Here is a 20,608-nt window from a genome sequence, read left to right as displayed (position 1 = left end):
GGCCAGTTCCGTTCCGGGGTTCGACAAGGCAGACGCCAGTCGCTAAGGGCGAATCCGACAAGACAATTCGAGGCATTTCCCAAGTCATGGCTTCCCGCGCCGACAACATCGCCAGCTCGCTTAGCCTGGCCAACTTTTCAAAGGCGACCGAGCTCAAGAAGCGCATCTGGTTTACCATCGGTGCGCTGATCGTGTTTCGCTTCCTGAGCTTCGTGCCGCTGCCGGGTGTGAACCCGCTCATCCTCGAATCGCTCTACTCGCAGACGCAGGGCGGTATCCTCGATCTGTTCAACACTTTCTCGGGCGGTTCGCTCTCGCGCATGAGCCTGATCGCGCTAGGCGTGATGCCCTACATCACCGCCTCGATCGTGGTGCAGCTGGCCGCTTCGCTTCATCCGGCGCTGATGGCGCTGAAGAAGGAAGGCGAGGCCGGCCGCAAGAAACTCAACCAGTATACGCGCTACGGCACGGTCGGTCTCTGCGCGCTGCAGGGCTACTTCCTGGCCGTCAGCCTCGAGGCCTACGGCGCGTCGAGCGGTATGCAGGCGGTCGTCGACCCGGGCTACATGTTCCGCATCGGCGCGGTGATTTCGCTGGTCGGCGGCACGATGTTCCTGCTGTGGTTGGGTGAGCAGATCACTTCGCGCGGCATCGGTAACGGTGTTTCGCTGATCATCATGGCCGGCATTGTCGCCCAGATGCCGACGTTCGCAGCCAACCTGGGGCAGGCTTACAGTGCGGGCGATACCGGCTCGGTACTGATTATTTCGCTGATCGCGCTGATCATCGCCATGATCCTGTTGATCTGCTTCTTCGAGCGCGCGACCCGCCGTCTGCTGATCCAGTATCCCAAGCGCGCCACCCAGCGCGGCATGATGCAGGCCGATCGCAGCCACCTGCCGCTCAAGCTCAACACCGCTGGCGTCATTCCTCCGATCTTCGCGAGCTCGTTGCTGCTGCTGCCGCTGACCATCACCCAGTTCGCCGGCAACTCGCTGAGCCCGGAATCGACGATGGGGCAGTTCGTGGTTACGCTTAACCAGTACCTGGGCCACGGCAAGCCGCTCTACATGCTGCTCTACGCAGCGGGTATCATCTTCTTCAGCTTCTTCTACACGGCCGTCGTGTTCAATCCGGAAGAGACCGCCGAGAACCTCAAGAAGAACGGCGGCTTTATCCCGGGCATCCGGCCCGGGGCCCGGACGGCTGAGTACCTCGATTACGTCCTGACGCGCGTGACGGTGATCGGCGCGATCTACCTGACCATCGTCTGCACGGTTCCTGAGTACTTCCTGTCGATGACGGGCTTGCCGCTCCTGTTCATGGGTGGCACCAGTCTGCTGATCGTCGTCAACGTGACTGTGGATACGATCACGCAGATTCAGTCGCACCTGCTGGCGCACCAGTACGGCGACCTCATAAAGAAGGCGAAACTGAAAGGCCGCATGCGCTGAGGCCACGAGCCGCAGCCGGCGATAGGGCATATTGAGGGGTAAAGCGTGAATATCATTCTGCTGGGGCCGCCGGGGGCGGGCAAGGGAACCCAGGCCCAGCGTCTGGTAGAGAAGCACGGCATGCGCCAGCTCTCGACCGGCGACATGCTCCGCGCCGCCGTCAAGGCGGGAACGCCGACCGGGCTTGAGGCCAAGGCCGTGATGGATCGGGGTGAACTGGTCTCGGACGGTATCGTCTCGGCCCTGATCGGTGACGAACTCGATGCGATGGGTGTCGATGTCGGCGCCATCTTCGATGGCTATCCCCGAACGGCCGCCCAGGCTGAAACGCTCGACGGAATTCTGGCTGATCGCGACCGCAAGCTCGATCATGTGATCGAGCTGGAAGTGGACGAGGAGGCGCTGGTCGAGCGCATCACCGGGCGCTTTACCTGCGCCACGTGCGGCAAGGGCTATCACGACAAGTTCGAACAACCCAAGATTCCGGGTACCTGCGACAAGTGCGGCGGCACCGAATTCAAGCGTCGTCCGGACGACAACGCCGAGACGGTGCGCACGCGCCTGGCGGAGTATCGTGCTAAGACCGCTCCGATCCTGCCGATCTACGAAGCCCGCGGGATCGTTCACAAGGTCGACGGCATGGCGGACATGGACGACGTCACGGCCGCGATCGAGGCGATCCTCGCCTCCTGACGCGATTGCCGAGATGCCCCGGGCTTCGGGCCGAGGATTTGGACAGGTCGAGGGAGACGGCGATGATTCCGATCAAGCGCATTGCCACCAGGGCGCTGCTCGGCGGCCTTTGCGTCGCTGCGATGGGAGCTGTCAGTGTTCCTGCTGCGGCGAAGGTCGCAAGCGTTTCCGACCGCGGTTTCGTCGTGCAGCACCTTGTCGAAGTGCCGGTTGCTCCGGACGAGGCATGGGCCACGCTGCTCAAGCCGGCCGAATGGTGGGACTCGGATCACACCTGGTCGGGTGATGCGGCCAATCTCTCGATCGACCCGAAGGCTGGAGGGTGCTTCTGCGAAGTGCTCCCCAACGAGACGTCTCCGCGCGCAGCGCCGCGCGGCAGCGTCGAGCACATGCGTGTCGTCTATATCGAGCGGCCGCGCGTGCTTCGGATGGTGGGGGCGCTCGGCCCGTTGCAGGGCGATGCGCTTGGCGGCACCATGACCATCCAGCTGAGGCCCGAAGCCGACGGTGAAAAGACGCAACTGCTCCTGGAGTACGTTGTCGGCGGATATTCCCGCACGGCCTTCGACAAGCTGGCGGGGGCGGTCGACCAGATGCTGGGCGAGCAGTTGCGCGGTTATGCGGCGAAGTTTGGCGGGGCGTTCGAGGCGGCGTTCCCGATGCCGGACGAGACCGCAGCGCAGGAGGCCTCGCCGCTACCGAAGTCGGATGCCATCCCCGGCGTGCTTCCGCTGCCCGAGAACCCGCCCGAGGTGGACGGCAAGGAGGTCATCGGGCGTTGAACGCGCTGCAATGCGGTGTGTTGTTTTGACTGCCGCACCGACTTGCGTTAAAGTTTGGTCACATCTTTTTGCTTGCCCCTCTGTCGATTTTGGCAGGTGGGCCAATTTCCCGTTTCGCAGGCGTTGACACCCCCTGCGAATCATTCTAAGCGCGCCCTTCACTCGTCAGCTTCGGCAGTTCCGGATGGCCCAGGCTTATCGTGCTTCATCGCACTGCCTGAGAAGCCAAACCGGACTTTTGCCGTTTCGTGTGGTTCGGGTGTCAAGCGTTGAGATAGGGGCCGCGAAGCGTGTGCCTCTGTGGAGCATGGAGAATTAAGTGGCTCGTATTGCCGGGGTAAATATCCCCACCAACAAGCGCGTTATCATCGCGCTCACGTATATCCATGGTATCGGTCGCACTAAGGCCGTGCAGATCGCCGACAAGCTCGGGATCGATCACAGCCGCCGCGTTCAGGACCTGTCGGACGCCGAAGTCCTCCAGATCCGCGAGACCATCGATGCCGATCATCTGGTCGAAGGCGATCTTCGTCGCGAAACCGCGATGAACATCAAGCGCCTGATGGACCTCGCCTGCTACCGCGGCCTGCGTCACCGCAAGGGGCTCCCGGTTCGCGGCCAGCGCACGCACACCAATGCGCGCACCCGCAAGGGCAAGGCCAAGCCGATCGCCGGCAAGAAGAAGTAAGCCGCTCGGCCGGTCACCGGTCTTTGCAGCGATTTATCGACAGGATACACGGATATGGCACGCGAACCTCAGCGCATTAAGCGCCGCGAACGCAAGAACATCACCAGTGGCATCGCGCATGTGAATGCCAGCTTCAACAACACCATGGTGACCATCACCGACGCCCAGGGCAACGCGATTTCGTGGTCCTCGGCCGGCATGATGGGCTTCAAGGGCAGCCGCAAGTCGACTCCCTATGCCGCCCAGGTCGCAGCCGACGACGCGGGCAAGAAGGCCGCCGAGCACGGCGTGCGCACCCTGGAAGTCGAGGTGAAGGGTCCCGGTTCGGGCCGTGAGAGCGCTCTTCGCGCTCTGCAGGCCGTGGGCTTCACCATTACCTCGATTCGCGACGTTACGCCGATTCCGCACAACGGCGTCCGTCCCTCGAAGCGCCGCCGCGTCTGATCGAGTCTTTGCCGAGCAACGAACCGGTCGTTGCTCGGTTATTTCGGAACATCCCGGGCCTTTCCACCAGGCTTTGGGATGTAACCGCCATCGAAATCCCAGGGGAAGTCCATGACTGTCAACATCAAGAACTGGCAGGAACTCAAGAAGCCGAATAGCCTTGAGATCAAGCCGGGACCAGACCCCAAGCTGAAGGCGACTTTCGTTGCCGAACCTCTCGAGCGCGGCTTTGGCCTCACGCTCGGTAACGCGCTGCGGCGCGTTCTTCTGTCTTCGCTCCAGGGCGCGGCGATCACCTCGATCAAGATCGAGAATGTCCTTCACGAGTTCTCGTCGCTTGCCGGCGTGCGTGAAGACGTCACCGACATCGTCCTGAACGTCAAGCAGATCGCACTCAAGATGCAGGGCGAAGGCCCCAAGCGTCTTCAGCTTTCCGCCACCGGCCCGGCCGAGGTGAAGGCTGGCGACATCGCCGTTTCGGGTGACATCGAGGTCATGAACAAGGACCTCGTCATCTGCCACCTCGACGAGGGCGCGACGCTGAACATGGAACTGACCGCCGACACCGGCAAGGGCTACGTGCCCGCCGTCGGCAACCGTCCGGTGGACGCTCCGATCGGTCTCATCCCGGTCGACTCGCTCTACTCGCCGGTGCGTCAGGTCAGCTACAAGGTCGAGAACGCCCGTATTGGTCAGGAGCTCGACTTCGACAAGCTGAGCCTCACGGTCGAAACCGACGGCACCGTCTCGCCGGAAGACGCCGTGGCCTATGCCGCGCGCATTCTTCAGGACCAGCTGGCGCTGTTCGTCCACTTCGAGGACATCGCCCCGGTCGGCGCTTCGCCGATGGTCGGTGTGGCTGCCGGTGGCGCCGCTCCGGAAGAGAGCGATGCCAACCAGCTCAACCGTTACCTTCTCAAGAAGGTCGACGAGCTGGAACTGTCGGTCCGTTCGGCGAACTGCCTCAAGAACGACAACATCATCTACATCGGCGACCTGGTCCAGAAGACCGAGGCCGAGATGCTCCGTACGCCGAACTTCGGCCGCAAGTCGCTCAACGAGATCAAGGAAGTCCTTTCCTCAATGGGCCTGCGCCTCGGCATGGACATCCCGGGCTGGCCGCCCGAGAACATCGAAGAGATGGCCAAGAAGCTCGAACAGGAGCTGCTGGGCTAACCAGACACGTGCGATCCCGGCTTCGGTCGGGATCGTCGTATTCGGGTGAAGGGTGGCGACCCGTGAAACGGCCACCAGGATCGGGCTACCTCACACGGGCCCCCTACGAACGGAGAAAGTACAATGCGTCACAAGTACGGCCAGCGTAAGCTGCAGCGCACCTCGAGCCACCGCGCCGCCCTGCTGCGCAACATGGCAGCCGCGCTCATCAAGCACGAGCAGATCCAGACTACTACGGCCAAGGCCAAGGAACTGCGCCCCTACGTCGAGAAGCTTATCACGCTTGCCAAGCGTGGCGGCCTGTCGAACCGTCGTCTCGCGCATTCGCGTCTGATGGACGAGACGCAGGAAAAGAAGCTGTTCGACGTTTTGGCCGAGCGCTACGCCGGTCGCAACGGCGGCTATACCCGTATCATCAAGGCCGGCATCCGCGCTTCGGACGCCGCCCCGATCGCGATCATCGAACTGGTCGACCGCGACACCGATGCCAAGGGTCAGGATTCCGGTCCGGTCGAAGCAGAGACCGAGGAATACGCAGAGGCCTGAGCCTTACGTCCGTAAGGATTACGAAAAGCGGTCGCGAGTGCTAGGCTCGCGGCCGCTTTTGCGTTGGGAGAGATGGATGAACCGCCTGTGGTGGCTGGTCGGGGGCTTGTCGCTGGCTCTAGCCGGCCCCATTACGGCTGAACCCATGCCCGAAATTACCTATCCCGAGACCCGCCGCGATAGCATCGTCGAAGATCACTTCGGCGAACATATCGCCGACCCCTATCGCTGGCTCGAGGCCGACGTGCGCAACGCGCCCGAAGTGGCCGACTGGGTCGCGCGCGAGAATGCTGTCACCGAAAGCTACCTCGACAGTCTTCCCCACCGAGCCCGTTTTGCCGAGCGCATCCGGGCGTTCATGGACTTTGAACGCTTCGGTCTGCCGACGAAGGCGGGCAAGCGCTATTTCTACACGCGGAATACCGGGCTGCAGCCGCAGGCGCAGCTCTTCGTGCGCAAGGGGCTGGACGGTGATCCCCGGCTGCTGCTCGATCCCAATGCATGGGCCAAGGACGGGGCAACGGCGCTAGATGCCTGGGAGCCTTCGGAACACGGCCGCTACCTTCTCTACAGCGTGCAGGATGGCGGCACCGACTGGCGCATCCTGCGGGTGCTCGACGTCAAGAGCGGCGAAACGCTGGCCGACGAGATCCGCTGGGCGAAGTTCACAGCGCTGGCGTGGGTGGGCGAGGAGGGCTTCCTCTATTCGCGTTTCCCCGCGCCTGAAGAGGGCGCCGCGTTTCAGTCGCTCAACTACGATCAGGCGGTGTACTTCCATCGCCTCGGCACGCCGCAGGACGCCGATGAACGTGTCTACGCGACCCCCGACCACCCCGACTACGGCCATTCCGCAAGGGTCACGCAGGATGGTCGCCTCGTGGTGATCACGAGCCATGTCGGTACCGATGCGCGCTATGAAGTCCATGTGATCGACCTGGCCCATCGCAAACGCGACGGGTGGAAGGCGCAGCCTCTGGTTACCGGTTTTGAAGACGACTGGAAACTGGTCGAGGGCGCAGGGCAACACCTGTGGTTCGTGACCAACAGGGATGCACCGCGCTATCGGCTCGTGTCCATCGATCTCGCGGACCCGTCTCCGGATTGGACGGAGATCGTGCCGGAACGGACCGACATTCTGGAGCGGGCGGGCATCGTCGGTGACCAACTCGTGCTCAATTATATGCGCGATGCCGCCAGCCATGCGGAGATCATCGGGCTGGACGGCTCTCCCGGACGGACGCTGGCCTTGAACGGCATCGGTACCGCGTCCGGTTTTCGGGGGAAGCCCGGCGACGCGGAGACTTTCTACGCTTTCACCAGCTTCAATTGTCCGGCCTCGATCTATCGGATGAACATACGGACCGGGGAAAGCATGCCGTTTGCAGAACCCAGCCTTTGCTACGATCCCGGCGCCTATCTGGTGGAGCAGCGCTTCTACACGTCCCGGGACGGAACCCGCGTGCCGATGTTCATCGTGCGCAGCAAGGCTATTGCAGAGGCAGGCAAGCCGGTGCCCACATTGCTCTATGGATATGGTGGCTTCGACGTTGCGCTGACGCCCGGGTTTTCGGCAACACGCATGGCCTGGCTGGAAGCAGGCGGCGCCTTTGCGCTGGCCAACCTGCGAGGCGGCGGCGAATACGGGCGCGAATGGCACGATGCCGGTAGGCGGGAGAACAAGCAGAACGTCTTCGACGATTTCATCGCTGCCGGCGAGTTCCTCGTCGCGCAGGGCATCGCGAAGAAGGACGGACTTGCCATCCAGGGCGGCTCCAATGGCGGCCTGCTGGTCGGGGCCGTCGTCAACCAGCGGCCGGACCTGTTTGCGGCGGCGGTGGCGCAGGTGGGCGTGATGGACATGCTGCGCTTCGATCGCTTCACGGCGGGGCGCTACTGGGTGGATGACTACGGTTATCCGGATCGGGAGGCGGATTTCCGGATCCTGCGCGGCTACTCGCCCTATCACAATATTCACGACGGGGTGGACTATCCGGCGATCCTGGTGACCACTGCCGACACTGACGATCGCGTCGTACCAGGCCACTCGTTCAAGTATACTGCGGCGCTCCAGGCAGCGGATCTTGGCGACAAGCCGCGTCTCATCCGCATCGAAACGCGGGCAGGGCATGGATCGGGCAAGCCGACCGACAAGGCGATCGAGGAAGGCGCTGATATCCTTGCTTTCCTGGCGCAATGGACCGGGCTGTCGCTCGATTGGCAACCGCGTTCAGAAAAGTAGTCTAAATTATGAACGAAGTCTGTAGATAGGGTTCAGGCTCTTCTCACGGCCCTTTTTGTAAAAAGGGACCATCGCGGGACATTCCGTCCCGGGTGTTGAGAGGAACAAGAGCCATGCAGACGTTTACAAAGACTCTGATCGGGACCGCCGCCGCCGGTGCCATGGCGGTTTCGGCGGCCACTCCGGCATTAGCGCGCGATCGTGACGGCGGCATCGACGCCGGCGATGTCATTGCGGGTGCCGTTGTGATCGGTGGTATCGCTGCCATTGCGGCGGCCGCCAGCGACAACGACCGGGATCGCTATCGCTATGACGGCCGCTGGGACCGCCGCCACGACGATCGATACGACCGCTATGGGCGATACGACTACCGCCGCGGTCTGCGTCCGCGCGATGCCGTCGAACGGTGTGTGTCGGTCGTCACGCGCACGGCCAACCGCTACAGCTATGGCGGCCGAGCGAAGGTAACCGACATCCGCAAGGTCGACCGCAAGCGTTACGGATACAAGATCAAGGGCCGTATCGCCGTGAATACCATGGGACGCCACTGGCGCCGCGGTGACCGCGATTACGGTTACGGATGGGACCGCGACCATCGCGGCTGGAACCATTCACTGCGCGGGTACGATTCGGGCAGGTTCGAATGCAAGGTCGATTATCGCGGCCGCATCAGGGATATCGATTTCAAGGGTATCCGCGGACTGTGATCCGATTTGAGAGGACGGGCGGTTCATGCCGAAGAAAGCATGAGCCGCCTATCGTCTTCCTGTCGTAGTCGGCGCGGATCGTGCGCGCCGGTCATGGGACAACCATCGATGAAATACTTCCGTTCGCGTACCGCTGCTTCGCTTGCCGCTCTCGCGGCGTTTTCCATGACGGCCACCCCGGTGTTCGCCCGCGGCTACGGCCACTGGGGACGCCACCACCATCGTCACCATGACGGCATCGACGGTGGCGATGTGCTCGCCGGTCTACTTATCGTCGGTGGCATTGCAGCCATCGCCACCGCTGCGAGCAAATCCAGCCGCGACAAGGGTCGAGACGAGCGCGCGCGCTATCCCGGTGGTCCCGATTACGACGATCGCGATCCCGGCTATGCGGAATCCCCTTCGCGTGACTACGAGCGCGGCGACTATCCCGATGGCCCGGTTGCGGCCGGCAGCTTCGATGCCGCCGTGGACGCTTGCTCGGACGAACTGGAGCGCAACGAGCGCGACGTCGACACCGTCGATAACGTGCGGCGCTACGGGGAGCGTTACAGCGTCGAAGGGCGTCTCGCGGACGGGCGCGACTTTGCCTGCAGTGTCGACGACAGCGGCCGGATCCGCTCGGTTTCGGTCGACGGCCGGGGCATGATTTGAGCTAGTCCTTTCCGCGGTGTACGGGCAGGCCGAGCGACCAGTGGATCGCGGCCCCGCGTAGCGCAAAGCCGGCAGCCACCGCGATCGCCCAGGTAAGGCTGGGGGCAAGGCCGACGGATATTCCGGCGGCTGCCAGGCCGGCGGCAAGCGCGGCGGCGGTGACATAGAGTTCCGGCCGCATCAGGATCGAGGGTTGGCCTGCCAGTACATCGCGGATGATGCCGCCGACGCAGCCAGTGACCACTCCCATGAGGACCGCCGGTATGACGGGGGCGTCCCAGGTCAGCGCCTTGATGGTGCCGAGTACCGAATACATGGCCAGGCCCAGGGCATCCGCCCATTCCAGCAGCCGGCCCTCCCACCAGCGGACCGGGGTGAACCAGGCCAGCAGTGCGACGGCCAGACAGACGGGTGCCACGGTGCGGTCATGCACCCAGAAAACCGGCGCACCGATCAGCAGGTCGCGCAGCGAACCCCCGCCGACGCCCGTCACCAGTGCAAAGAAGGCGACGGTTACGAAGGTTTGCCTCAGGCGCGCTGCGACGAGTGCACCCGTAAGTGCGAACACGGCGATCCCGGCGAGATCGAGGGCCGGGGGAAGGACGGGATCCACGGGTGGCATGAACAGGGCTCTAGCACGGGTGATCAGCTTGACGGACAGGGAAATTATGATACACGAAGGATCATAAAAATCTCGGGAGAATGGGCGCGTGTCTTACGAAAATGCCGATTGGTATACGGATGTATCGCTGGTCGACGATCCTCACGCCTACTTTGATTACCTGCGGGGGAAGGGGACGGTGGTGCCGCTTCCGTATCGCAACGCGGTGGCGGTCGTGGGCTATGAAGAGACGATCGAGGTAATGCTCGACAGCGAGCACTTTTCCGAGATCAATGCGGTTACGGGCGGGCTGGTGGAGCTGCCGTTCACGCCGGAAGGCGACGACATTTCGCAAGAACTGGAAGCGGCGCGCGGCAAGATCGACTTCGCCGACCAGATCGTCACCGAATCCGGAAACCGCCATGCCGACCTGCGCTCGATTCTCGCCCGCCTGTTTACGCCCAGCCGCCTCAAGCAGCTCCAGCCGCAACTGCTTGCCACGGCCGAGGGGCTGATCGACGAGTTCCACGCCGACGGCAGAGTGGACATCGTGCGCCAGTATGGCGGGCCTTACGGTGCGCTCGTCATCTCCGACCTGCTCGGCCTTTCCGACAAGATGCGCGAGAAGTGCCGGCGTCTTCTCGAAGGCACGCTTCCGGTGCCGATGGACGCGACCAAGGAAGACATGATGAAGAATCCCCTTGTCCCGGTGGGCAAGGATCTGTTCGGCATGATCGCCCGGCGGCGCATTGCCAACCATCCGCTTCTGGCTCCGCTCCGGAGCCTGCTGGTGCATGAGGACATTCTCAACGAACTGGCGCAGGCGACTTACCCGGACGGCAGCAGACCCTCGCTAGTCGACCTGACCGGGCTGGCCGCGTTCTTGTTCGGAGCCGGGCAGGACACGACTAACCGCCTGCTGGCGAACGGCTTCAAGGTCATTGCCACGCGGCCGGATATCCAGGCCGAACTGCGCGCCGATTCTAAGCGGATCGAGACCTTCATCGAGGAACTGCTGCGCTACGACGGATCGGTGAAGAGTGCCGGGCGCATCTGCCAGAAGACCACGACGCTGGGCGGGGTGGAGATCAAGGCCGGAACGAGGATACTGATGAGCCACATGGCCGCCAATCGCGATCCGCGCCGTTTTCCGGATCCGCAGACTTTCGATATGAACCGGCCCAAGCTCAAGGAACATCTGGCTTTCGGGCGCGGCGCACATACCTGCATCGGCGCGCCTTTGGCCCGGCGCGAGGTCGCCACCAGCATCGAACGGCTGCTGGCGCGGATGGACAATATCCGCTTGTCCGAAGCCCATCACGGTCCTGAAGGCGCAAGGCGTTTCGAATACGAACCGACCTACGTCCTGCGCGCATTGAAAAGCCTGCATCTGGAGTTTGACCCGGTCTAGCCGCCGAAGGGCTTTGCCGCCGCCGGACTTGCACCGGGGCGGCAGGGGGGTAGGGTGCCGCCATTGTAGAATTGACGGACATTCCCCCCATGAAACCCACAAGATACTTCTCGCTCGCCACCGTTCTGCTGGCGAGCGCGGCTTGCGCGCAGGTGCCAGCCGACGTCGAGACGGCCTCCGTGGCACCGGCGCCGATTTCTGCCGAACCGGCCTATGACCTGTCGGGGCAGAAGGCCAAGCTGGCGGTCATCGACATGGACGTCGACACGGCCTTTCTCAATGCCGAGCAGCGCGAAGTCGTGAACCTCCTCATCAAGGCATCCGATCTGCTCAGCGAAGTCTACTTGCGCCAGCGCTATTCGGAGAACCCGCAGATCCGCCGCGCGATCTCTATGAGCCGGCGCGCGGACCGCGACCTGTTGCTCGAGATGTTCGACCGCAACTTCGGCCCCTGGGATGAAATTGGCGAACTCCATCCGTTCTGGGGCACTACGCCGATGCCCGAAGGCGCGGGCTTCTATCCCGAGGATCTCACGCGCGAGGAACTGCAGGCCTACATCGCTGCCCATCCCGATCAGAAGGAGGCCCTGCTCAGTCCCTACACCGTGGTGAAGCGGGAAGGGGAAAAGCTGGTCGCGATCCCCTACTCCGTGGAATACCGGCAGTGGCTGGAGCCGGCGGCGCAGCTGCTCGAACAGGCGGCGGCCAAGACCAGCAATCCCAGCCTCAAGAAGTTCCTGAGCCTGCGCGCCAAGGCCTTTCGAACGGACGATTACTACGAGAGCGAACTGGCCTGGATGGACCTCAAGGACACGCCTATCGAAGTCGCGATCGGGCCCTACGAGGTCTACACCGACCGCCTGATGGGCGCGAAGACCGCGTTTGAAAGCTTCGTGACGCTCAAGGACCCGGAGGAGTCCGCCGCGCTCGCCAAGTACAAGAACTATCTCAGGGACATGGAAGCCAACCTCCCGATCGAGGACCGCTACAAGAACTTCCAGCGCGGGTTCGCCAGCCCGATCGCGGTGGCAGAGCAGGTCCACGGCGGCGGCGACAACGTACCCGGCGTGCAGACCATCGCCTTCAACCTGCCCAACGACGAACGCGTGCGCGAGGCCAAGGGCGCGAAGAAAGTTATCCTGTCGAATGTGCTGGGCGCAAAGTTCGAACGCATCCTCAAGCCGATGGGCGCCTTGGTGCTCCAGCCGGACCAGGCCGGTCTCGTCGCCAAGAAGTACATGCAGTACGAAACGCTGTTCCACGAACTGTCGCACAGCCTTGGGCCGGGCACGATCACGGTGAATGGACAGACCACCACTGTCGACAAGATGCTCAAGGAGCAGGGATCAGCGCTGGAGGAAGCCAAGGCCGATGTCGCGGGCGTATGGAACATCCTCTTGATGATGGACAAGGGCGAGATACCGGTCGGCGAGAAGCCGCAGCTATTCGCCACCTATTTCACCGGCATCTTCCGCTCGGTCCGCTTCGGCGCCGTCGAGGCGCACGGCAAGGGGGCGGCGCTGCAATATGCCTATCTGCGCGACCACGGTGCTTTCACCTACGATCCGCAGAGCCGGCGCTACGTGGTCGACGACGCGAAGATGGAAGCGGGCGTGCGCAGCCTGCTGCATGATATCCTGATGCTGCAGGCGCTTGGCGACTACGAAGGTACCAAGGCCTTCATGGCGAAATGGGCCAAGCTCGATCCCGAAGCCGAAGCAGCAATCGCTTCGATGGACACGATCCCCGTCGATATCCGGCCGGTCTATCCGGATTCGATCTGACCGGGGAGCGTAGGTTCCCTGAATGGCGGGCACCATCGCGGTCCCGCCAACCCTGAGCCGGGTTTCGTCGCCCGGCCAATCAGTGCGGAACGGTACCGAGTTCGAAGCCGGTCTTGTCGTGCAATGCGAACTTGTCGACGATGTCGGCGCTCGCCTGGTTGTAGCCGATGACGTTCACGTCGGCGCCGCCCTTGGCCAGCTTGCCGACGATCTTGTCCAGCGCATCGACCGAGGAGATGTCCCACAAGTGCGCGTGGGTCATGTCGATGACCACCTTGGGCGCAGTTTCCTTCTCTGCCTGCATCTGCTCGATGAAGCGATGGACCGAGGCGAAGAAGATCTCGCCGGAGATGCGATAGGTCGCGGTCTGGCCGTCGGCGCTGACCTCGCGTTCGATGCGGAACAGGCGCTGGACCTTCTGCGCGAAGAAGATGCCCGAGAGCAGCACGCCGGTCAGCACGCCCATCGACAGGTCGTGCGTGGCAACGACCACGACGACCGTGGACAGCATCACCACCGAGCTCTGCCAGGGGTGGCGCTTGAGATTGGGGATCGAGTTCCAGGAGAAGGTGCCGATCGACACCATGATCATCACTGCCACCAGTGCCGGCATCGGCACCTGACCGACGAAAGGCCCGAACAGCGCCAGCAGGACAAAGAGGACGAATCCGGCGGTGAAGGTGGAAAGCCTGCCGCGCCCGCCAGAGGTGATGTTGATCACCGACTGGCCGATCATTGCGCAGCCGCCCATGCCACCGAACATGGCCGCAACGATATTCGCGATGCCTTGGCCCCGGCATTCGTAGCGCTTGTAGGAATCGGTGTGGGTCATGTCGTCGACGATCTGCGCGGTCAGCAACGATTCGAGCAGGCCGACGGCTGCCATCGCGCCGGCGGTCGGCGCGACGATCTGGACTGTCTCCCAGGTAAACGGCACCTGCGGCAGCGAGAAGCTGGGCAGCCCCGAGGGAAGTTCGCCCATGTCGGCGACCGTGTGCACCGGCAGGCCAAGGCCGATGGAAAGCGCCGAAAGCACGATGATGGAGACCAGCGGGGAGGGCACTGCGGTGGTGACGCGGGGAAACAGGTAGATGATCGCCAGGCCGCCCAGCACCATCGCGTAAGTGTGCCAGGTCACGTCCGTCAGCTGCGGAAGCTGCGCCATGAAGATCAGGATGGCCAGGGCATTGACGAAGCCGGTGATCACCGACCGCGAGACGAACTGCATCACGAGATTGAGCCGCAGGAGGCCGGCGATAATCTGGAAGATACCCATCAGGATCGTCGCGGCGAAGAGGTATTCCACGCCATGTTCGCGCACGAGCGGGCCCACGAGCACCGCGACGGCTGCCGTCGCCGCCGAAATCATGCCGGGACGTCCGCCGGTGAACGAGATCACGATGGCGATCGCGACCGATGCCCACAGGCCCACGGCAGGATCGACGCCAGCAATGATCGCAAAACCGATAGCCTCGGGAATCAGCGCCAGTGCGACGACAATCCCCGCGAGAATGTCGGCTCGCACGTTGCCGAACCAGTCTTGGCGAAAGTTGGTGGTAAAGGGCATCAGATGTTCCAGCCGCATTGGGCCGCGCCACGCGCAGAAGCAGGCTCGGCCGATTTCGGAAAGGGCGGGCGTCTTCGCACCCGCAGCAAAACTCGCGGGCGCCCATGCCCTATCGCGCCGATGGGTGCAACCCGTCGTTGGTCCGGAGCGGCTGACCGCTACTCGGCTGCTTCGCCCAGTTCTTCTGCCTCGGCGGCCTGTCGCGCCCACATGTCGGCATAGAGGCCGTCATGGCGCAGCAGTTCGCCGTGACGGCCGCTTTCGACAAGCCGACCGTCGCTGAGTACGAGAATCCGGTCGGCATCGGCTATCGTGGAAAGGCGGTGCGCGATGGAAATCGACGTTCGATGCTCGGCTACCCGGTGGAGGGTGGCGAGGATTTCCTGTTCGGTACGCGTATCGAGGGCGCTGGTCGCCTCGTCGAGCAACAGGATCGGCGGATTTTTCACCAGCGTTCGGGCAATCGCCACGCGCTGTTTCTCTCCGCCCGAGAGCTTGAGGCCGCGCTCGCCGACTTCGGTGTCGAAGCGCTTGGGCAGGCGGTCGATCAGTCCCATGAGCGAAGCGCCCCTTGCGGCGGCTTCGATGTCGGACTGCGTGGCGTCTTCGCGGCCATATCCGATGTTGTAGCCGATGGTGTCGTTGAACAGCACAGAATCCTGCGGAACGATGCCGATCGCTGCGCGCAGGGAGGCTTGGGTCACGTCCTTGATATTCTGCCCGTCGATCAGGATGCGCCCCTCCTGCGGATCGTAGAAGCGGAACAACAGGCGCGCCAGCGTGGACTTGCCCGCGCCTGACGGACCGACGATGGCGTAGTTCCGGCCCGCAGGTACTTCGAAAGAGAGGCCATTGAGAATGGCGCGGTCCTTCTCGTAGCCGAACACCACGTTGTCAAAGACGACGGAAGGCCGGCCGATCACGAGTGCGGGAGCGCCGGGCTTGTCCGCGACTTCCACGTCTGTGTCGAGCAGACGGAACATCTCGGCCATGTCGATCAGGCCCTGCCGGATCGTGCGATAGACCATGCCAAGCATGTCCAGCGGACGGAACAGTTGGGTGAGGTAGGTCTGCACGAAGACAAGCTGACCCGCCGTGTACTTGCCCTGGTACCAACCCCAGACCGTCCAGGCGAGCGCGAAGGCCATCAGCAGGTTCACGACCACGGCCTGGGCGATGTTGAGCATGCCCAGCGAGTTCTCGCTCTTTACCGCCGCTTCGGCATAGGCGCGGGTGGCATTTGCATAGCGCGATTCCTCGCGGGCTTCGGCCGAGAAGTATTTTACTGTCTCGTAGTTCAGCAGGGAATCGACGGCACGCGCCAGCGCCTGTCCGTCGAGCTCGTTCATCTTTTGGCGCAGCTGTGTCCGCCACTCGGTGATCGTGCGGGTCACCCAGATGTATGCGGCGATCGCAAGCCCCGTGGCAGCCACGAGGCCGGGGCCGAAGTTCAGCCAGAAGATGACGGCGACGACGGCCAGTTGCAGCACGGTGGGCGCGATGTTGAACAGCATGAAGTAGAGCATCGTGTCGATGCTCTTGGTGCCGCGCTCGATTGTCTTGGTGACTTCGCCGGTTCGCCGGGCGAGGTGAAAGCGCAGCGACAGGCGGTGAAGCTGCCCGAAGACGTTTTCCGCCAGTGCCCTTGTGGCATCCTGCCCGACCCGCTCGAACACGATATTGCGCAAGTTGTTGAACGCGGTCTGCGCAAACCGGCCGGCGGCATAGCCAAGCACGGTCCACATCGCCAGTTGCAGTAGCTTGGGGCCGGTCGCCCCCATGGCATCGACGGCCCACTTCAGCAGATAGGGCAGAATCAGCTGCGCCCCGGTCGATGCCAGGATCAAAAGGCAGGCGACGACGATCCGCCAGCGCAGGGCCTTGTTGTCGCGCGGCCATAGGTAGGGCAGGAATCGTAGCAGGGTGCGCCAGCCATCGTGGCGTGCATTGGGATCGTTGACGGCTGTATCTGGCGGCATCGCCGCTATTTAGGCCGAATGCCCGGTAAAACAATCGCTGCGGGTGCTATTGCGGGAGATCGAACAGGATCTTGCGCGAAGTAAAATCGATGGCGATCCGGTTGAATACGCGAAGTTCGCGCATGCCCAGAAAGATGGCCGGACGCTTGTCGAGCTTGAGCTCGGCAAATGCAGGGGCGTCAGCAAAGGCGATCAGCACGTTTTCTATGTATAGCCCGTCGACATGAAGCTCTTTCGCCAGGCCCATGTCAGCCGCCAGGGTGTGCCCGGTAACGCTGGAAAGGGTCGCTTGTCCAACCTGTCTGTCGCGTAGCGCGCGTTGAAGGGCCCGGTTGCCCACCGTCGTGCTCGAGCCGGTATCGACGACGACGTTTACGTGAATGCCGTCGATCCGGGCATTGGTCATGATTAGCCGCCCAGAGCGTCGCCTCGCCCGTACGATGATTTCGTATCCCTGGTTGCCCCCCAGATGGTGCCGGTCGCCGATCGTGATGGTGTTCTTGGTGAAATCGAGAAGAACGCGCTGGTCCTGCAGGCTGTCGGTTCCAATGATGCCATCGGCTCCGATGTGCGCGTCGTCGAGTAGTGGTACGGTGAGTCCGTAAACGGACTGACTGCCGATATCGAGGCTGCTAACCTTGGCCGTTGCTACCTGATCGCGCCCTGCCATTCCGACGATCTTCACTCTCGGTCCGAGGGCCAGGCCCAGGTTGCCGGCAAGCGCGGTGGAGACGACCGTGCGTTGCGATCCGGTGTCGATGAGGAAGCGGTAGGGCCCGCTGCCCTGTACGGCGACATCGACGGTCATGCGCATGTCGCGATCGGCCTGGCCCTGCAAGGTCTCCCCGTCGGGATCGGTTTCTTCGCTGATGGCCTGAGGATTGCTGCCCAGAATGACCGGGTCGGCAATCATCAGCGCGAGCGCCAACGCTGTTCCAGACATGTCCCAACTCCCGCAGGCCTATTGCTCGCCTGCTTTCTTTCGTGGAACAATATTACCACGATCGGAGTGTGCTTGCCACTTTTACGCGATGCGGACTTTCAGGCGTTCGCGTACCGGTGCGATCACGTGGAGGGCCATGCCGACAAGATCTTCGCGGGCCGGATGACGCAGCACGAACACCGCCGCCAGCCATGACAGTGCGCAAGCAGTGGCGGTCAGCGTGAAGTCCATAAATCCCAGCGTGGCGGGACTGCGCCAGACGAACACGGCATAAAGGGCGGGCACGATCGTCACGGCTGCCACTCCCAGGCTGGTCGCATAGATGCGCAGCATGGCTTGCCAGTGGAAGCCGACCAGACGCTGCAGCCAGAAGGCGTAGAGGAAGAACCAACCCGCACCGTAGACGATCCGCGAGGCTGCGGCGGCTTCCAGTCCAATGGCCGCGCCGGCCATTAGCGTGGCTACCGAAAGCGCGGTATCGGCGAGGTTGAAATAGAGAAGCTGTCGCAGTCGGCCGAGCAGGATCGGCAAGTCCATGTGCAGGGGCAGGGCGACGAACCAGCATTCGGCAAGTGCCACGAATGCCAGAAGCGGCGCCGCCTCCACCCATTTCGGGCCGTAGAGAAGCAAAATCACGGGCTCGGACAGAACGGCAAGCAGCGCCATGGCCGGCCATACGATTGCGCCATGGGCGGCCACCACGCGCTCGTAGTAGGGGCCCAGGTCTTTCTCTTCATCGCGCAGGCGGGCGAAGGTCGGATAGTAGATCGCGCCAACGGCGCCGGCCACGAGATAGTGGAGCTGGGCTGCCAGGGCCACGCCCCGGCTGTAGAGGCCTGCAGCGCTCATGCCCTGCATGCGCCCGACGATGAGATCCGGCGTGCGCATGCCGATCCCGCCCGATAGGTAGAGCAGGGCGCTGCTCGCGCCGAAGCCGATGATTTCCTTCGCGCGGTGCAGCCGCACTTTGAGAGTCAGGGGCGTGGGACGTAGAACTTGGGCCATCGTCGCCCTAACGGCGGCCTGCGCGATCATCGCCCAAGCCAGCGACTCTGCGGAAAACCCGATCGCGGCCAGCGTCAATGCGCAGGCGCTGTTGGCCGCCGCGCCCGATGCGTTGACCAGAAAGGTCGCGCGAAAGTTCAGCTTGCGTGAAAGCAGGGCTACCGGGACGATGCTCCACGGATTGAGAAGATAGGAAGCCGCGATCAGGCCGAGGATGGGGAAAAGACGCGGTTCGGAATAGAACGCGGCGACCGGCCAGGCGATGGTCAGGATCAGCGCAGCGAGCACAAAAGAGAATGTGACCGCGATGACCGTGCAGTGACGTACGGTGTCTTCATCGGCGGTCGGATGGCGGCCCAGATAACGGGTGAGCCCGAAGTCCTGGATGATCGACAGGATCATGGCCGTCGCCAGCGCGACCGAAAACAGGCCGATCTCTTCCGGCCTCAGGAAGAAGCGCGAGATGATGACCGATGTCACGAACTGCAGTGCAAACTGCGAATACTGGCTGGCCGCAGCCCAGAGCGCCGCCGACTTTACGCTGGCTGTGCCGCGCCCATTGTCCGGCTGGGCCGGGGAGGAAGAGGAATCCGCGGTCACCGGGTCAGGCCGCGTTGGAAGTCGTGAGCGTGGCGGCGAGCCGTAACGCGCGCATGGGCTCGCCGAAGCGCAGCAGACGTGCGACCGTGCGCCACATGCCGTCGCGCCGGCCACCTTCGCGCAGATGCGTTACCAGCAGATCGAAGCCCTCGTCGCGCATGGCGCTTGCCGAATAGCGCAGGCCCAGGGCCACCTGTTCGCGAACCTGGTGGGCGATACCGGAACGGCCGAACAGCGTGTCGAGCCCGTCTATCGGTGGGAGCCTGTCGAGCGTCTCGGTGGGGTCGGGGCGGCCGGCCTTGCGTTCGCGCCAGGCTGCCTGAGCGACGGCCGTGCCGATCTGCTGTTCGGTGGCATGGCGCGAGGAGACCTGGCCGGGGTAGCGGCGATAGCGCAGTAACCGCTCGGGGATGTTGCCGAGCCTGGTCACGCTGGCGAGCCGCAGCCACAGGTCCAGATCCTCGCAATGCCGGAAGGCGGCGTGATAGCCCCCTACGGACCGGACGATGTCTCGCCGGTACATGGCAGCCGGGTGGCATATCAGCTGTCCGCCGACCTCGATGGCCTGCAACAGCTCCTCGTGGGTCAAAGGGTGGTCGGCCATGCCCGTCCGGATAAGCGGTTCGCCATGCTCGCCGATGTCTTCGCTCCAGCTTCCAACCACGCCGTACTCCGGATGGTCACGGAGAAACGCGATCTGCTTTGAGAATCGGTCATGACGGCAGATGTCGTCGGCATCCATACGGGCGACGATCGGGGCCCGGGCGAGCTCGATCATCTCGTTGAGGCTGGCGATCAGGCCGCGATTCTCCCTCAGGATGGGGCGAATACGCGAATCCGTTTCAGCATAGACGCTGATTATCTGCGGCGATGCGTCGGTGGAGCCATCGTCGACGATCAGGAATTCGAAGTCTGTGAAGTCCTGGGCCAGCACGCTTTCTATGGCGAGCGCGAGAAAGCGCTCGCCATTGTAGACGCTCATCGCAACGCTGATCGCCGGTGTCGGCATCGAGGACAGGTTCCCGGTTCTTGTGGCGCCGTCACGCAGCGCGCTGTGCACGCTCCCGGATTAGCGGTGCATGGTAAACAAACCGTGTGAAGCCGCCGCTCGAAGCGCGGCATCAAATCGGCTGGCGCGTGCCGGACGGTTGAAACCCGGGCAATTGCCCCCATATTCCTCATGGAGACCCGAAAACGCTCGGTTTTCCGTCGGTTCGTAAGTTTTCAAAACTTTTTTGAAGAAAGTGTTTGACCGAATCGAGGGTGGTATTTAGAGGGCCTCTCACCGCAGCGGAACGGCCGGTTTTACTGGTTCCCGGGGCGGTCGCCAACAGA

General features: G+C 63.1%; 18 protein-coding genes. 12 read left to right on the top strand and 6 right to left on the bottom strand.

The window, feature by feature from the left end; all coding sequences use genetic code 11:
• The first annotated feature begins 86 nt into the window (after positions 1–86).
• From secY to LK12_RS14325, 10 genes are all read left to right on the top strand, one after another.
• Entirely contained in the window at positions 87–1,454 is a 1,368-nt protein-coding gene (gene secY, locus LK12_RS14370) for a preprotein translocase subunit SecY (RefSeq protein ID WP_039285493.1), read from the top strand.
• Between the two features lie 45 nt (positions 1,455–1,499).
• A complete protein-coding gene (locus LK12_RS14365) occupies positions 1,500–2,147 on the top strand; it encodes an adenylate kinase (RefSeq protein WP_039285491.1) in 648 nt (215 codons plus the stop codon).
• Between the two features lie 62 nt (positions 2,148–2,209).
• Positions 2,210–2,929, top strand: a complete 720-nt coding sequence (locus tag LK12_RS14360) for an SRPBCC family protein (RefSeq protein ID WP_052223434.1) — start codon at positions 2,210–2,212, stop codon at positions 2,927–2,929.
• A 319-nt stretch (positions 2,930–3,248) separates the two neighbouring features.
• Positions 3,249–3,617, top strand: coding sequence for a 30S ribosomal protein S13 (gene rpsM / locus LK12_RS14355; RefSeq protein ID WP_039285489.1), 369 nt, complete (start codon positions 3,249–3,251; stop codon positions 3,615–3,617).
• 54 nt (positions 3,618–3,671) lie between these two features.
• Positions 3,672–4,061: a 30S ribosomal protein S11 gene (gene rpsK, locus LK12_RS14350; RefSeq protein WP_007011846.1), complete on the top strand. Its 390-nt coding sequence runs from the start codon at positions 3,672–3,674 to the stop codon at positions 4,059–4,061.
• A 111-nt stretch (positions 4,062–4,172) separates the two neighbouring features.
• Positions 4,173–5,237, top strand: a complete 1,065-nt coding sequence (locus LK12_RS14345; protein WP_039285484.1) for a DNA-directed RNA polymerase subunit alpha — start codon at positions 4,173–4,175, stop codon at positions 5,235–5,237.
• Positions 5,238–5,360: 123 nt separating this feature from the next.
• Complete coding sequence (rplQ, locus tag LK12_RS14340; protein WP_039285483.1) at positions 5,361–5,783, top strand: 50S ribosomal protein L17; 423 nt, start codon at positions 5,361–5,363, stop codon at positions 5,781–5,783.
• Between the two features lie 76 nt (positions 5,784–5,859).
• A complete protein-coding gene (locus tag LK12_RS14335; RefSeq protein ID WP_039285482.1) occupies positions 5,860–8,022 on the top strand; it encodes a prolyl oligopeptidase family serine peptidase in 2,163 nt (720 codons plus the stop codon).
• A gap of 113 nt (positions 8,023–8,135) precedes the next feature.
• On the top strand, positions 8,136–8,729 hold the full coding sequence (locus tag LK12_RS14330) for a hypothetical protein (RefSeq protein WP_039285481.1): 594 nt from the start codon (positions 8,136–8,138) through the stop codon (positions 8,727–8,729).
• Between the two features lie 108 nt (positions 8,730–8,837).
• Positions 8,838–9,383: a hypothetical protein gene (locus LK12_RS14325; RefSeq protein ID WP_231568362.1), complete on the top strand. Its 546-nt coding sequence runs from the start codon at positions 8,838–8,840 to the stop codon at positions 9,381–9,383.
• 1 nt (position 9,384) lies between these two features.
• Here the strand turns inward: LK12_RS14325 and LK12_RS14320 are convergent, their stop codons facing one another.
• Positions 9,385–10,005 (bottom strand): trimeric intracellular cation channel family protein, encoded by a 621-nt coding sequence (locus LK12_RS14320; protein ID WP_039285480.1) that lies wholly within the window; start codon positions 10,003–10,005, stop codon positions 9,385–9,387.
• An 88-nt stretch (positions 10,006–10,093) separates the two neighbouring features.
• Here LK12_RS14320 and LK12_RS14315 point away from each other — a divergent pair, with 88 nt between their 5' ends.
• The gene (locus tag LK12_RS14315; RefSeq protein ID WP_039285479.1) at positions 10,094–11,395 is read left to right on the top strand and encodes a cytochrome P450; all 1,302 of its coding nucleotides are present in this window, start codon (positions 10,094–10,096) and stop codon (positions 11,393–11,395) included.
• Between the two features lie 89 nt (positions 11,396–11,484).
• Positions 11,485–13,179, top strand: coding sequence for a dipeptidyl-peptidase 3 family protein (locus tag LK12_RS14310; RefSeq protein ID WP_039285478.1), 1,695 nt, complete (start codon positions 11,485–11,487; stop codon positions 13,177–13,179).
• A gap of 79 nt (positions 13,180–13,258) precedes the next feature.
• On the opposite strand, the gene LK12_RS14305 is transcribed toward LK12_RS14310, so the two are convergent.
• The 5 genes from LK12_RS14305 to LK12_RS14285 all read right to left on the bottom strand — a co-directional run bounded on the left by LK12_RS14305 (position 13,259) and on the right by LK12_RS14285 (position 20,333).
• Positions 13,259–14,746: a SulP family inorganic anion transporter gene (locus LK12_RS14305; protein WP_039286045.1), complete on the bottom strand. Its 1,488-nt coding sequence runs from the start codon at positions 14,744–14,746 to the stop codon at positions 13,259–13,261.
• Positions 14,747–14,904: 158 nt separating this feature from the next.
• Complete coding sequence (locus LK12_RS14300) at positions 14,905–16,725, bottom strand: ABCB family ABC transporter ATP-binding protein/permease (protein ID WP_039285477.1); 1,821 nt, start codon at positions 16,723–16,725, stop codon at positions 14,905–14,907.
• A 46-nt stretch (positions 16,726–16,771) separates the two neighbouring features.
• On the bottom strand, positions 16,772–17,668 hold the full coding sequence (locus LK12_RS14295) for an aspartyl protease family protein (protein WP_039285476.1): 897 nt from the start codon (positions 17,666–17,668) through the stop codon (positions 16,772–16,774).
• Positions 17,669–17,749: 81 nt separating this feature from the next.
• Positions 17,750–19,273, bottom strand: a complete 1,524-nt coding sequence (locus LK12_RS14290; RefSeq protein ID WP_039285475.1) for an oligosaccharide flippase family protein — start codon at positions 19,271–19,273, stop codon at positions 17,750–17,752.
• Between the two features lie 4 nt (positions 19,274–19,277).
• Positions 19,278–20,333, bottom strand: a complete 1,056-nt coding sequence (locus LK12_RS14285) for a glycosyltransferase (protein WP_231568361.1) — start codon at positions 20,331–20,333, stop codon at positions 19,278–19,280.
• Positions 20,334–20,608 lie beyond the last annotated feature (275 nt).

Origin of the sequence: Novosphingobium malaysiense (assembly GCF_000802225.1) — a bacterium.
Classification (GTDB): domain Bacteria; phylum Pseudomonadota; class Alphaproteobacteria; order Sphingomonadales; family Sphingomonadaceae; genus Novosphingobium; species Novosphingobium malaysiense.
The sequence above is the reverse complement of the archived record's forward strand: the minus strand, read 5'-3'. Positions and strand labels throughout refer to the sequence as shown.